14 protein-coding genes are annotated in these 13,710 nt (G+C 64.5%); 6 read left to right on the top strand and 8 right to left on the bottom strand.

Features of this window, described 5'->3' with window-relative positions:
• Positions 1-71: 71 nt before the first annotated feature.
• From B552_RS0124890 to B552_RS0124870, 5 genes are all read right to left on the bottom strand, one after another.
• A complete protein-coding gene (locus tag B552_RS0124890; protein ID WP_035880311.1) occupies positions 72-1,169 on the bottom strand; it encodes an MFS transporter in 1,098 nt (365 codons plus the stop codon).
• An 89-nt stretch (positions 1,170-1,258) separates the two neighbouring features.
• Positions 1,259-2,362, bottom strand: a complete 1,104-nt coding sequence (aroC, locus tag B552_RS0124885) for a chorismate synthase (protein ID WP_019451776.1) — start codon at positions 2,360-2,362, stop codon at positions 1,259-1,261.
• A 43-nt stretch (positions 2,363-2,405) separates the two neighbouring features.
• Positions 2,406-3,179: a glutathione S-transferase family protein gene (locus B552_RS0124880; protein WP_019451775.1), complete on the bottom strand. Its 774-nt coding sequence runs from the start codon at positions 3,177-3,179 to the stop codon at positions 2,406-2,408.
• A gap of 2 nt (positions 3,180-3,181) precedes the next feature.
• Entirely contained in the window at positions 3,182-5,086 is a 1,905-nt protein-coding gene (locus B552_RS0124875) for an MFS transporter (RefSeq protein WP_026036029.1), read from the bottom strand.
• 118 nt (positions 5,087-5,204) lie between these two features.
• Positions 5,205-5,666: a CBS domain-containing protein gene (locus tag B552_RS0124870; RefSeq protein ID WP_019451773.1), complete on the bottom strand. Its 462-nt coding sequence runs from the start codon at positions 5,664-5,666 to the stop codon at positions 5,205-5,207.
• 227 nt (positions 5,667-5,893) lie between these two features.
• Between B552_RS0124870 and B552_RS0124865 the strand changes: the two genes are divergently transcribed.
• From B552_RS0124865 to B552_RS0124855, 3 genes are read left to right on the top strand one after another with little or no spacing between them, the layout of a single operon-like run.
• A complete protein-coding gene (locus tag B552_RS0124865) occupies positions 5,894-7,195 on the top strand; it encodes an O-acetylhomoserine aminocarboxypropyltransferase (protein ID WP_019451772.1) in 1,302 nt (433 codons plus the stop codon).
• A complete protein-coding gene (locus tag B552_RS0124860; protein WP_019451771.1) occupies positions 7,195-8,010 on the top strand; it encodes an alpha/beta hydrolase in 816 nt (271 codons plus the stop codon). Before B552_RS0124865 ends, B552_RS0124860 begins: the two co-directional genes overlap by 1 nt.
• Before the next feature lie 26 nt (positions 8,011-8,036).
• Entirely contained in the window at positions 8,037-8,354 is a 318-nt protein-coding gene (locus B552_RS0124855) for a DUF962 domain-containing protein (RefSeq protein ID WP_019451770.1), read from the top strand.
• Positions 8,355-8,423: 69 nt separating this feature from the next.
• On the opposite strand, the gene B552_RS0124850 is transcribed toward B552_RS0124855, so the two are convergent.
• From B552_RS0124850 to B552_RS0124840, 3 genes are all read right to left on the bottom strand, one after another.
• The gene (locus B552_RS0124850) at positions 8,424-9,056 is read right to left on the bottom strand and encodes a DUF1120 domain-containing protein (protein WP_019451769.1); all 633 of its coding nucleotides are present in this window, start codon (positions 9,054-9,056) and stop codon (positions 8,424-8,426) included.
• A 162-nt stretch (positions 9,057-9,218) separates the two neighbouring features.
• The gene (locus B552_RS0124845; RefSeq protein ID WP_083860354.1) at positions 9,219-9,866 is read right to left on the bottom strand and encodes a DUF1120 domain-containing protein; all 648 of its coding nucleotides are present in this window, start codon (positions 9,864-9,866) and stop codon (positions 9,219-9,221) included.
• A 202-nt stretch (positions 9,867-10,068) separates the two neighbouring features.
• The gene (locus B552_RS0124840) at positions 10,069-11,409 is read right to left on the bottom strand and encodes a YihY family inner membrane protein (protein ID WP_019451767.1); all 1,341 of its coding nucleotides are present in this window, start codon (positions 11,407-11,409) and stop codon (positions 10,069-10,071) included.
• Positions 11,410-11,519: 110 nt separating this feature from the next.
• Between B552_RS0124840 and wrbA the strand changes: the two genes are divergently transcribed.
• The 3 genes from wrbA to B552_RS0124825 all read left to right on the top strand — a co-directional run.
• Entirely contained in the window at positions 11,520-12,113 is a 594-nt protein-coding gene (gene wrbA / locus B552_RS0124835; RefSeq protein ID WP_019451766.1) for an NAD(P)H:quinone oxidoreductase, read from the top strand.
• The gene (locus B552_RS0124830) at positions 12,110-12,496 is read left to right on the top strand and encodes a DUF2069 domain-containing protein (RefSeq protein WP_019451765.1); all 387 of its coding nucleotides are present in this window, start codon (positions 12,110-12,112) and stop codon (positions 12,494-12,496) included. The genes wrbA and B552_RS0124830 overlap by 4 nt, the downstream gene beginning before the upstream one ends.
• Before the next feature lie 29 nt (positions 12,497-12,525).
• Positions 12,526-13,710: FAD-binding oxidoreductase (locus tag B552_RS0124825; protein ID WP_019451764.1), on the top strand; the 1,185-nt coding region annotated here is incomplete at its 3' end.

Here is a 13,710-nt window from a genome sequence, read left to right as displayed (position 1 = left end):
CCCCCACCCCTCTCCCACTTTGTGGGCGAGGGGAGCGCATAGCCACCGGCGCTGGCAAAACGCCAACGCCATCAAGCCACGTCAGCTTCCCGCCGAAAACTCATTACCGCGCAGACAGCGCCAATCAGCGCGGCCAGTGCGGCCAGCCCGAACGTGTGCATCGGCGCGAGCGTCTTCCACGTCCAGCCCATCGCCAGGCCGCCGAGCGTGCCGCCTACGCCGTAGGAAATCCCGGTGTACAGTGCCTGCCCCCTGCCCTGCAGCGGGCCGGCAAACCAGCGTTGCAGGCGCTTGAGGCTGGCGCTGTGGTGCGCGCCGAACGTGGCGGCGTGCAGCACCTGCACCAGCGCCATCAGCCACACGTACTTCGCGAAATAGCCGGTCAGGCCAAAACGCAGCGCGGCCAGCACGAACGTACCGGCCAGGATTGTGCGCAGCGCCAGCGCGCCAAACAGCCTGCCCTGGAAGAAGAAGAACACGATCTCCGCCACCACGCCGATGGTCCACATCACGCCGATCGCGAACTTGCTGTATCCGAGTTGCTCCAGGTACAGCGAATAGAACACGTAGAGCGCCGCGTGGGCGAACATCATCAGGAAGGCCGAGGCCAGGAACCAGGCCACGTCGGGGCGCCGCAGGAGCGGCAACGCGGGCGGCGGTGCCACGCGCGGCCCCTCGTCGGGCGCGTCGCGCATGCCAAACACCACCAGTGAGAACAGCGCCAGCATGGCGCTGGCCAGCCACGGAAACGCCGGCATGCCAAAGCGTTCGAACAGCGCGCCACCCATCAGCACCGCGACGATAAAGCCGACCGACCCGAACATCCGCACGCGGCCATAGCGATGATCGAAGGCCCCGTGGCGGCGCAGCGTCGAGATCGTCAACGCGTCACCAAGCGGTGACATCGCGCTGGTAATCAGGTTGAGCCCGACCATCATCGCCATCATGCCGCCGTAGCTGTGGATGCCGGGCACGGCCAGGAAGGCCAGCAACGCGGTGATGGCGGCCAGCCTCAGCAGCTTCACGCGCGTATGCGTGACGTCCGACAGCCAGCCCCAGAGGTAGGGGCCGACGATACGGCTCAACTGGAAGCTCGCCATCAGCACGCCGATCTGTACCGGCGAAAAGCCGCGATCGGCGAAGAACAGGCTCACGTACGGCGAAATCACGCCGACGTAACCGTAATAGCCGAGGTAGAAAAGTCCGAAGCGGAGATAGGTGGCCCGGTCGATCGACCCGGGCCGGAATGTGGTGGTACTCAGGATTTGGCCTGCGCCGCGATGCGCGGTGTCTCGACGCGCACGTCGCCGCATTGTGCGCGATGACGCAGCGCGTGATCCATCAGCACCAGCGCCAGCATCGCTTCCGCAATCGGCGTGGCACGGATGCCCACGCACGGATCATGGCGGCCAAAGGTCTCGACGCTGGCCGTGTTGCCTGCCTTGTCGATCGACTCGCGTGCGGTGCGAATGCTCGAAGTCGGCTTGATCGCCAGCGAAACGGTAACGTCCTGCCCCGTCGAGATGCCGCCGAGCACGCCGCCGGAATTGTTCGTGCGGAAACCTTCCGGCGTAAGTTCGTCGCCATGCACGGTGCCGCGCTGGGCCACGCTGTCAAACCCGGCGCCAATTTCCACACCCTTGACCGCGTTGATGCCCATCATCGCGTGGGCGATATCGGCGTCGAGCTTGTCGAACAGCGGTTCGCCCAGGCCCACCGGCACATTGCTGGCCACCACTTCGATACGCGCGCCGACGGAGTCGCCGTCCTTGCGCAGCGCATCCATATAGGTCTCCAGCTCGGGCACGATGTCGGCATTCGGCGCGAAGAACGGGTTCTCCGGCACATGCTTCCAGTCGATAAACGGCACTTCGATCTCGCCCAACTGCGACATGTAGCCATGGATTTCCGTGCCGTACTGCTCGCGCAGCCACTTCTTCGCCACGGCCGCTGCGGCCACCACCGGAGCGGTCAGGCGTGCGGACGAGCGGCCGCCGCCGCGATGGTCGCGGATGCCGTACTTGTGCCAATAGGTGTAGTCGGCATGGCCCGGGCGGAATGTCTCGACGATATTGCCGTAGTCCTTGCTGCGCTGGTCGGTGTTGCGGATCAGCAGGCAAATCGGTGTGCCCGTGGTCTTGCCTTCGAACACGCCAGACAGGATTTCCACCTGGTCGGCTTCCTGGCGCTGCGTCACATGGCGCGACGTGCCGGGCTTGCGGCGGTCCAGGTCGATCTGGATATCGGCTTCCGTCAGCGACATTCCCGGCGGGCAGCCATCCACTACCGCGCCAATGGCGGGGCCATGCGATTCGCCGAACGTGGTGACTGTGAAAAGCAGGCCGAGAGTATTGCCAGACATGATCGAAACCGCACAGGAATTGGGGACGGCCTACATTGTACGGCTATTGCGGGCTGAAAGCGGCCTCCGACCGCCCTGCCGCTGCCGGCGAAGCCGGGGCGAACACGCCGCTGCCGACAAAATCCGGGTAATAACGGGCCCGCATGCGCGCCAGATAGGCCATCAGGTTCGGATGCGACTCGGCCGCCGCGCGGATTGGGGTCTCGAAGACCGGCGACAACAGGCTGGCGGCAAACGCAAACAGCGTGGCGTCCGCGCCGCACGGGCGATCGCCCAACAGGTAGGGCTTGTCGCCGAGGATGTCGCAGATCGACCTGATCCCCTGGATCGCAATGGCCGTCATGTCTTCCTCGCTGTGACGGCCCAGCCCCTGGGCCCACAGCGACTGCCGCACCTTGCGGCGCACCAGCGCCTTGACCGCCCCACGCAGCGGCGCCGGCACGACGTTGAAGAACTGCGCGGGCCCGCGCTCGAAGTTGTCGCGCCCGGTCCAGCGCACGCGCGCCACGGCCCAGTACAGGTTGTCTTCCAGCAGCTTTTCCACGGCCCACGCGGTGCCGCGCTCGGCCGGGCCCAGGCCTTCGTCGAAATCGACGTGGTAGGTCTTCTCGATATGCCAGCGGATTAGCGTCGAGTCGGCCACGATACGGCCCATGTCGTCCAGATACGGCAGCTTGCCCTTGGGTGCGCGCCGCAGGCTGCCGCGCCTGGCCTGATACGGCAGGCCGGCCATCTTGAGCAGCAACTCGGCCTTCATGACGAACGGGCTGGCATCGGGCAGGCCAAACGCGGGGCCGAACGTGTAGAGCGTGATCATGGCTATTTCCAGTCGCCGCGCAGCGCGAGCACCATTTGTTGAAGCCCCTCCGGCGTGGCCGCTTCCGGTGACACCGGTTCGCCCACCACCAGTTCGAGCTTGCTCAGGATGCCGCGCCGGAACGGCCGGGTCATCGCCGGTGCGCCCTTGCGCGAAAAGAAGCTGCCCCAGAGTCCGCGCAGTGCCATCGGCACCACCGGCACCGGCGTGCGCTGGATGATCTGCTGCACGCCACTCTTGAACGGGTTGATGTCACCCGTCGCCGTGATCTTGCCCTCGGGGAAGATGCAGACGAGATCGCCATCGGCCAGCGCTGCCGCCACCGTGTCGTAGGCGCGCTCGAGCATCTTCGGGTCCTCGCGCAGCGGCGCAATCGGGATTGCCTTGGCCTGACGGAAGAACCACGACAGCAGCGGCACCTTGAAGATGTTGTGATCCATCACGAAACGCACCGGCCGCGGGCTGGCCGCCATCAGCACCACCGCATCTGCAAAGCTCACGTGGTTGCAGACCAGCACTGCGGCGCCCTCCTCCGGAATACGCTCGGCATTGATGCGGCGCAGGCGGTAGATCGTGTGCACCAGCAGCCAGGCGATGAAGCGCAGCAGGAACTCGGGCACCAGCGTGTAGATATAGATCGCCACCACGGCATTGAGCAGCCCCACCACCAGGAACAGTTGCGGGATCGTGTAGCCGGCCTGGGTCATGAACACGCCCAGCAGCGAGGCGCCGATCATGAAGAAGCTGTTCAGGATGTTGTTGGCGGCGATGATGCGCGCGCGGTGGGTGGGCGCCGAGCGGCTCTGGATCAGTGCATAGAGCGGCACGCTGTAGAAGCCACCGAACATCGCCACGCAGAACAGGTCGATCAGCACACGCCAGTGGCCCGATTGCTCGATAAAGCCGGGGACGCCGCTCAGCGTGGCGCCGGTGGTGTGGCCGTGCGTGGCCAGGTACAGGTCGACCGCAAACACGGTCATGCCGATCGAGCCGAACGGCACGAGGCCGATTTCCACATGGCGGCCGGACAGCCGCTCGCACAGCAGGGACCCGGTGCCGATGCCGACCGAGAATACGGCCAGCAGCAGAGTAACCACGTTCTGGTCGCCGCCGAGCACATCCTTGGCGAAGCTGAAGAAAGAGGTCAGGAACGTGGCGCCCAGGAACCACAGCCACGAGATGCCGAGCAGGCTCAGGAACACCACGCGGCGCTCGCGCGCGAGCACAAGGTTGCGCCATGTTTCGGTAAACGGATTCCAGTTGATGCGCAGGTCGGGCTGCGGCGCGGGCGAAATCGGCACGCGCTGCGACACCACCCGTCCGGCCACGGCAAGCGCCACGCAGGCGATACCGACGTAGAGCGGCCCGACCAACGTGCCATCGCCGCCCACATAACCGGCCATTTCGCCGCCCAGCAACGTGCCCAGCAGGATCGCCACGAACGTGCCCATCTCCACCAGGCCATTGCCGCCCACCAGTTCGGTCTGGTCCAGGTGCTGCGGCAGGTACGCGAACTTGACCGGGCCGAACAGCGTGGAATGCAGCCCCATCAGGAACGTGCCCAGGTAAAGCAGCGTGGCGCTGTGCCAGACAAAGCCGCCCAGCCCGATCAGCATGATCACGATTTCGAGCGACTTGACCAGCCGGATCAGCTTCGATTTTTCGATCTTGTCGGCAATCTGGCCGCTCGTGGCGGAAAACAGCACGAACGGCGCGATGAAGATCGCCGAAATCAGGAACGCCGCGCTATGGGGATCTACGCCCTCGAACAGCGTGGCATGGTAGGTGACCAGCGAGGTAAAGGCGACCTTGAAGACGTTGTCGTTCATCGCCCCAAGGAACTGCGTCCAGAAGAACGGGGCGAAACGGCGCACGCCAAGCAGGCGGAACTGGCTTTGTTGGCTCATGAAAGGCAAACGTTCGTGGACCCCGGTGACCCGCCAGGGCATCAGTTCGCCGCCATCCAGCGCAGCCGGCGGCGCCGCTATCTTACTCGCAGCGGCACAGGAAAATGGTTGAGCGTGCTTAACCGGCCCGCTTGTCTTCGTCCTTCTCTTCGGGCCAGTCGCGGATATAGGCCTTGAGCATCTTGTTCTCGAAGCTCTGTTCCTCCACCACGGCCTTGGCCACGTCGTAGAACGAGATCACGCCCATCAGCGTGCGGTTGTCCAGCACCGGCAGGTAACGGGTGTGGCGCTCCAGCATCATGCGGCGCACTTCGTTGACGTCGGTCTCTGGGGTGCAGGTCAGCGGGGCGTCGTCCATGACCTTGCGGATGCTGTGGGTGCCCAGCGTGCCATTGTTGGCAGCCAGCGTTTCGATGATCTCGCGGAAGGTCAGCATGCCGACGAGGTCGCCGTACTCCATGACCACCAGCGATCCGATATCGTGCTCGGCCATCGCGTGGATGGCCTGCAGCAGTGGCGTATCCGGCGTGACGGTAAAGAGCGTGTTGCCCTTGATCTGCAGGATATCGCTGACTTTCATGGTGGTGTCTCCGCTGCTCTGTCGCTCATGCCCGGTAATCGGGCTTGTTTTGTCTTGGGGCCGTGCCCGATGGCCGATGCTAGCCCAAACCGCCGCCTCAAGTAAAGCGAACGCGGCTTCCAGCGCCCGTCCGGCTGCGGATTTCCGGGTGGCGCAAGTGGCGTATGGTGCTACGATGCCGATCGGAGACAACCACCAGCGGCTCGGCTCACCGAGCCCCATCCCACATGTCCGGTAACCGCTTCGACACGCTGGCCCTGCACGCCGGCGCCGCGCCGGACCCCGCCACCGGGGCCCGCGCCACACCGATTCATCTGACCACTTCCTTTGTGTTCCGCGACAGCGAGCACGCCGCGTCGCTATTCAATATGGAACGCGCGGGGCACGTCTACTCGCGCATCAGCAATCCCACGGTCGCCGTGTTCGAAGAGCGCGTGGCCGCGCTGGAGAACGGCGCCGGCGCCATCGGCACCGCATCGGGCCAGGCCGCGCTGCACCTGGCGGTGGCCACGCTGATGGGCGCAGGCTCGCATATCGTGGCGTCCACCGCGCTGTATGGCGGCTCGCACAACCTGCTGCACTACACGCTGCGACGCTTCGGCATCGAGACCACTTTCGTCAATCCGCGCGATATCGACGCCTGGCGCGCTGCCATCCGCCCCGAGACGAAGCTGCTGTTCGGCGAAACGCTGGGCAACCCGGGCCTCGATGTGCTCGATATCGCCACGGTGGCCCAGATCGGCCAGGAGCACAAGATTCCGCTACTCGTGGATTCCACGTTCACCACGCCGTACCTGCTGCGCCCGTTCGACCATGGCGCCGGCCTGCTCTACCACTCGGCCACCAAGTTCCTGGGCGGCCATGGCACGACGATCGGTGGCGTGCTGGTGGAAGGCGGCACGTTCGATTTCGACGCCTCGGGCCGTTTCCCCGAATTGTCCGAGCCGTACGAGGGCTTCCACAACATGGTGTTTACCGAGGAAAGCACGGTTGCGCCATTCCTGCTGCGTGCGCGGCGCGAGGGCCTGCGCGACTTTGGCGCCTGCATGAATCCAATGGCCGCCTGGCAACTGCTGCAGGGCATCGAGACGCTACCGCTGCGCATGAGCCGGCATGTCGACAATACGCGGCGCGTGGTGCAGTTCCTGGCCAGCCATCCGATGGTCGAATCGGTGGCCTATCCGGAACTGGAATCGCACCCGGACTATGAACTGGCCAAGCGCCTGCTGCCGCGCGGCTGCGGCGCGGTGTTCAGTTTCAACCTGAAGGCCGACCGCACCGCCGGCCAGCGCTTCATCGAAAGCCTGTCGCTGTTCTCGCACCTGGCCAACGTGGGCGATGCGCGCTCGCTGGTGATCCATCCTGCTTCGACCACGCACTTCCGCATGGATGCCGCCGCATTGAAGGCTGCCGGCATCGGCGAAGGCACGATCCGCCTGTCGATCGGACTCGAGGACCCGGACGACCTGATCGACGACCTCAAGCGCGGATTGAAAGCCGCCGAAAAGGCCATGGGAGGCAAAGCCTGATGGAACTGAACCTCTCCGGCCACAAGGCCTATGCGTACACCGGCGGCAAGCCGTTCGATCCCGCCCTGCCCTGCGCTGTGTTCGTACACGGTGCGCAGAACGATCACAGCGTCTGGGGGCTGCAGACGCGCTGGTTCGCCAACCATGGGTTTTCGGTGCTGGCCGTCGACCTGCCCGGCCACAACCGCAGCGAAGGCGCACCGCTGACATCGGTCGAGGCGATGGCAGACTGGGTGATGTCACTGGTCGCCGCGGCCGGCGTCAAATCGCCTGCGATCGTGTTTGGCCACAGCATGGGTTCGCTGATTGCGCTCGAATGCGCGGCGCGGCACCCGCAGGCCGTGCGCGCCATCGGGCTGCTGGCCACCGCGTATCCGATGAAGGTTTCGGACGCCCTGCTCGACGCCTCACTGAACCGCGAGGCCGAGGCCATTTCGATGGTCAACCAGTGGTCGATTTCGAGCCTGGCCAGCAAGCCGTCCTCGCCCGGGCCGGGTGCATGGATGCATGGCGGCAGCCAGCGGCTGATGGAACGGGTCTCGGCGCGCAACCCGGACGCGCACGTATTCCACAACGATTTCTCGGCGTGCAACGCCTATGCGCATGGCGACGAAGCCGCTGCCGCAGTGGCGTGCCCCGCGCTGTTCGTGGTGGGCACGAAGGACATGATGACGTCGCCCAAGGCGGCCCAGGCCCTGGCCGACAAGATGAAGAACGCGAGGCTTGTCACGGTGCCAAGCGGTCACGCGATGATGGGCGAGAAGCCCGACGAAGTGCTCGACGCGCTGGCCAATTTCGCGAAGACCGTCCGCTAGGAAAATCCAATAAGTAAGAGACAGCCATGGCCCAGTTCCACGCCAAGGAATTCGCCAGCTTTGCAGATTTCTACCCGTTCTACCTGAACGAGCACAGAAACCGGACCTGCCGGCGCCTGCATTTCGTCGGGTCGACGTTGGCGTTGCTATGTCTGGTGGCGCTGCTGCTCACCGGCAATGCGTGGTGGCTGCCTGGGGCGCTGGTCTCCGGCTATGCATTTGCGTGGATCGGGCATTTCGGGTTCGAGAAGAACCGCCCGGCCACGTTCCGCCATCCGCTCTACAGCCTGATGGGGGACTGGGTGATGTATGCGGACATACTGCGCGGGAAGATCAGGTTCTGAATCTCACCGTGTAGGAAATGGAAAGCGGTGGGAAAACCCACCGCTTCTGCCTGGTCTGAGTGCGCCGAATCAGAGATAGACCAGGGTGAACGTGGCCAAGCCATCCAGTGCTACGCCACCGGTCAACTCGGGAAGGTCGTCCTTCGCGGCGATGGCAGTGATGATGCTTACCGGCACGGTAATGTTGGAATAGCTTCCCGGTGTAGTGGTGCCGGTGGCACCCCAAGACGTCACGTAGCCTTGTCCAGGAGTAACGGCGGCATACGCTGTCCAAGTCGTACCGACACGCCCCAGACTAATCCCCCGAGTTCCATCCAGAGTCGGAGCCTGGAGGGTCAACTGGAAGCCGCCGATTCGCGTGTCATTGACGGTACCAAGTCCGTAAGCATTTACCAAACCAAGTCCCGTGGCAAGCGTGTTTGGCCGACTGTCGCTGAGCCGCATGCCAATCTGCGTCGCCGCATCGCACGAAATCGTCATGGTGAGATTCCGCTCCGGCAAACGGGTGGCTTCAGATTGATTCAGACCCACGCCGGAGATGGTCCCGTAATTCACCTGACCGTTGTCACTCAGCGAAACATTGCACGCTGACGGCCGGATCGTGCCCGTCACGGCCAGATCCGCGGTTTCCGCTGCCACTGCAGTTGTCGATGCCACTGCCAGCAGCATTGCCGCCAGCGCGGCCTTTTTTTCGAATGTCATGATTTGCTCCCAAAAAGATCAGAAAGGATCGGACGTCATATGAACAACCGTCTGCGTAACCGCTGCCTGGCGTTCCAACACCTGAAGTATCGGGAGTTCGGTCCAACTCGAAAATCGCAAAAGCCTTAAACTCTCGACTCGCGCCCGTTCAGGCATCTGAAGTCAGAGATATCTCAGCTCGATCGTGACAAGTCCGTCGAGCGCAACGCCACCGGCAAGATCGGGCAGGTCGTCCTTGGCTGCCACGCCGGTCCTGACACGGATGTCCGTCGTCAGATCCTTGATGGCCGATGGCGTCGTGGCGCCGGATACTCCCCATGCGGTCATGTACCGCAATCCGGGCGTTACCCCACCGTCGTACTCCCTCCAGGTGGTGCCGTTTGGAGACTCAAGCGTGATGCCTGTCGCGCCGTCCACGGTCGGCGCCGAGAACATCAGCGTAAAGGCCCCAAGACTCCTGCCGCCCACGGCACCAAGGCCGTGCAGATTTTGACTGTTCAGGGCAGTTTCCATGCCGTCGGCAACGGTGCCCGGCCTGCCGTCGGGAATGATCACGCCGAATGTGGTAGCGGCGTCGCAACTGATGGTTAATGGCAGCGTGCGATCGCCCAGCACCGTGGGCGCGGATTGGTTGAGTGTCGTTGCGGAGATCGTTCCGTAATCGACGGTTCCATCGTGGCCAAGCGTGATCTGGCAGGCTGCGGGCCGGATCACACCCTTCACACTCAGATCCGCAGTTTCCGCCGCCATCCCCGCGATGGATGCCGCAGCCAGCAGCGTCAACACGGCAGTTTTCCGAAGCATTTTCATGATGTCACCCAGTCAGTTGTCAGTCGATTACCTGAGGCACCAATAATCAGATTGCTAATAATTGGTACCGATGACATCAGAATAGAAAACCAACCGCCCAGGTACATCGCAGATCAGCGAAATCCTCACCGGCCGCCCCACCCTGGAGGTGGCGGCCATGGCGGCGATGACCTCGAATGGGACTATCCGGCAGAACGCCGCTTCAAACCTGCCCGTGCCACCCCGGTGGCACCACCTCCACCACCTTGCGCTGGCGGCCTGCTTCCTCATTGGCGGCCGACCCGGCCGTCTGCTGCCGGAACACCGCGTCCAGCGTCTGATCGAGCTGCGGATTGTCCAGGATGCCGCGCAGCACCTCCACGCCCTGCATCTGCTGCGCCAATGCCGTGCGCGGCAGGCGGGCCATGTTCAGCACCAGCCGGTCATGCAGCATGCGCAGCGTGACCTGCGACGGATCGCACAGCAGCGCCCAGTGCGCCTGGCCACGATCCTGCTGGAGCTTGCCCACCAGATGCATCGCCTTGAGCCTGGCCAGCAGGCCGGCCAGGTAGTCGGCCTCCATCCGCAGCTTGCGGCCCATGTCGAGTTCGCCAACGCTGCGCGGCACCTCGTCGCGCGCGCGGTAAAGCAGATAGAGGATGCCCAGCGCATCGAAGAACTCGCTGCCCGCGAACGTGCGGCGGCGCCAGTGCCCTTGCCGGACCACAGGCAGGTTGGCGGCGATGGTGGCGCCGAGCAGCGTCACCAGCCAGCTCACGTACATCCACAGCAGGAACAGCGGGAACACGGCAAACGTGCCATATACGGCCGTGTAGGTCGGAATATGGGTGATGAAGTAGCCGAAGCCGCGCTTGGCGATTTCGAAAGCCACGGCGGCCACGATACCGGCGACGATGGCATCGCGCCACTCCACGGAGGCATAGGGCACGGCCATGTACAGGAACGCGAAGGCCAGCGCGGACAGCAGCACCGGCACCACGCTGATCAGCATCCCCACGCCGAATGGCAGGTTGCCGACGTAGCCCATCGAGATCGAGATCAGGTACGAACTGACGGACAGGCTCGCGCCGATCAGCACGGGCCCAAGCGTCAGCACCGCCCAGAACACGAGCACCCGCTGCGCGAACGGCCGGCGCCGCTTGACGCGCCAGATCGCGTTGAGCGCGTCCTCCACCGTCAGCATCGTCAGCACCGACGTCACCATCAGCCCGCCCAGGCCCAATGCGGTCAGCCCGCGCGCGCTCTTGGAAAACTGGCCGATATAGCGTGAAACCGAATCGCTGATATTGCCGCCTGGGATCAGGTTCTGGAACAGGAACGATTCGATCTGGCCGCGGAATTCGCGGAACACCGGAAACGCGGCAAGCAGCGCAAAGGCGACGGTCAGCACCGGCACCACGGCCAGCACGGTCGTGAAGGTCAGGCTGGCGGATACCTGGGGCAGACGGTCCTCACCGGCGCGGCGCAGCGCGTAACGGGCGAGTGCGCGCACCTTCTGCAGGTTCCATTCCCTGCGCAGGCGGGCAATGCGGACAGCGGACATGCGGGGGCTTTCTCCTTTTCTCCCAACGGACAATGCAGGAATGGGGCGATGACAAACTCAGGCAAATATAATACGCGCAACGCTCTGGCGCCGGCCGCGCCTACTTACCCATGACCGACATCCTCGTCCTCTATTACAGCCGACACGGCGCCACCCGCAAACTCGCCGAACTGATCGGCCGCGGCATTGACAGCGTTCCCGGCGCCCAGGCCCGGCTGCGCACCGTACCGCCCGTCTCCACGGTCTGCGAAGCCACCGCGCCCGATATCCCGCCGGAAGGCGCCCCGTATGTGGAGCTGCGAGACCTGGAGGAATGCGCGGGCCTGGCGCTCGGCAGCCCCACGCGCTTCGGCAACATGGCCGCGCCGATGAAGTATTTCCTCGATGGCACGGTGGCCCAGTGGCTGTCTGGCGCGCTGACGGGCAAGCCGGCCTGCGTGTTCACGTCGACGGGCAGCCTGCACGGCGGCCAGGAGACCACGCTGCTGTCGATGATGCTGCCGCTGCTGCACCACGGCATGCTGATTCTTGGCCTGCCCTATTCCGAACCGGGCCTGATGACGACCACGGCCGGCGGCACGCCCTACGGCCCGAGCCACCATGCCCACGTGGACAATCACGGCCCCGTCACCGAGCACGAAGCGTCGCTCGCCACCGCGATGGGCCGCCGCCTGGCGGAAACCGCATTGAAGCTGACACGATGAGCACCCCGGATACGCTGCACAACCCCACGCTCTGGCGCACCAGTCTTGCCAGCCTGGTAGCGCTGATGCTGCTTTGCATCGCGTGGGAATGGTTCCTGGCACCGTTGCGTCCGGGCGGTTCGTGGCTGATCCTGAAGTTCTTGCTGCTGCTGCCCGTGCTGCGCGGCGTGCTCACGCGCAACCGCTACACGCTGCAGTGGTCGTCGATGCTGATCCTGCTCTACTTCACGGAAGGCATCGTGCGCGCCACCAGCGACCGCGCCCCGTCCTCGTGGCTTGCCTGGTGCGAAGTCGCGTTGACGGTGCTGTTCTTCTTTAGCACGATCCTTTACCTGCGGCCCTACAAGCGGCAAGCCCGGTCGACGGCCAAATCGGCCAAATAGGCCAAATCGCAAACCAGATCCTGACCCCCATGCACTCCGAATCGTTCCTCGACCTTTGCCGTGCAGCCATCGGTCCGCAAAACGTACTGACCGATCCGGCCGACAAGGCGCCCTACCTGACCGACTGGCGCCGCCGCTATACCGGCGACGCGCTTGCCGTGCTGCGCCCGGGCACGACCGAGGAAGTGGCCGCCGTGATGCGCGCGTGCCATGTGCACAAGCTTGCCGTGGTGCCGCAGGGCGGCAATACGGGCTTATGCGGCGGCGCCACGCCTGGTGCGGGGGATGCCGCCGCGCTCGGCACGGTGGTGCTGTCGCTGCAACGCATGAATCGCGTCCGTCAGGTTGATCCGCTCAACAACACGATCACCGTGGAGGCCGGCGTGATCCTGCAGCAGTTGCAGGAAGTTGCGCAGGCACACGGCCGGTTGTTCCCGCTTTCGCTGGCGGCCGAAGGCAGTTGCACGATTGGCGGCAATCTGTCGACCAACGCGGGCGGCACGGCCGTGCTGCGTTACGGCAACACGCGCGAACTGTGCCTGGGGCTGGAAGTCGTGAACGTGAAGGGCGAGATCTGGGACGGCCTGCGCGGCCTGCGCAAGGACAACACTGGCTATGACCTGCGCGACCTGTTCATCGGTGCCGAAGGCACGCTCGGCATCATCACGGCAGCGGTCATGAAACTGTTCCCCGCGCCGCGTGCGCGCGTGACCGCGCTGGCGGCCGTGCAGAGCCCGCGCGCCGCAACGGCGCTGCTGGCTATTGCGCAATCCCACGCCAGCGCCATGCTGACCGGTTTCGAGCTGATGTCGGCCATGTGCATGGATCTGGTGACAAAGCACTTCCCGCAGTTGCGCTACCCGTTCAGCGCGCATCATCCCCAGCTAGTACTGCTGGAACTGTCGGACAGCGAAAGCGAGGACCACGCACGTGCGATCTTCGAGACGATGATGGAAGCGGCGTTCGACGCGGGCGTGGTCATCGATGCCGTGGTGGCCGAATCGGTCCAGCAGTCGCGCGATTTCTGGAACCTGCGCGAGCATATCCCGCTGGCGCAGGTGGAGGAAGGCAAGAACATCAAGCACGATATCGCCGTGCCGGTCTCGCGCGTGGCGGACTTTATCGAAACCACCGATGCGCTGCTGCAGGACGCGTTCCCCGGCGCGCGCATGGTCACGTTCGGCCATCTTGGCGACGGCAACCTGCACTACAAC

It is taken from the genome of Cupriavidus sp. BIS7, assembly GCF_000292345.1.
GTDB lineage: Bacteria > Pseudomonadota > Gammaproteobacteria > Burkholderiales > Burkholderiaceae > Cupriavidus.
This window is presented reverse-complemented; position numbering and strand designations above follow the sequence as displayed.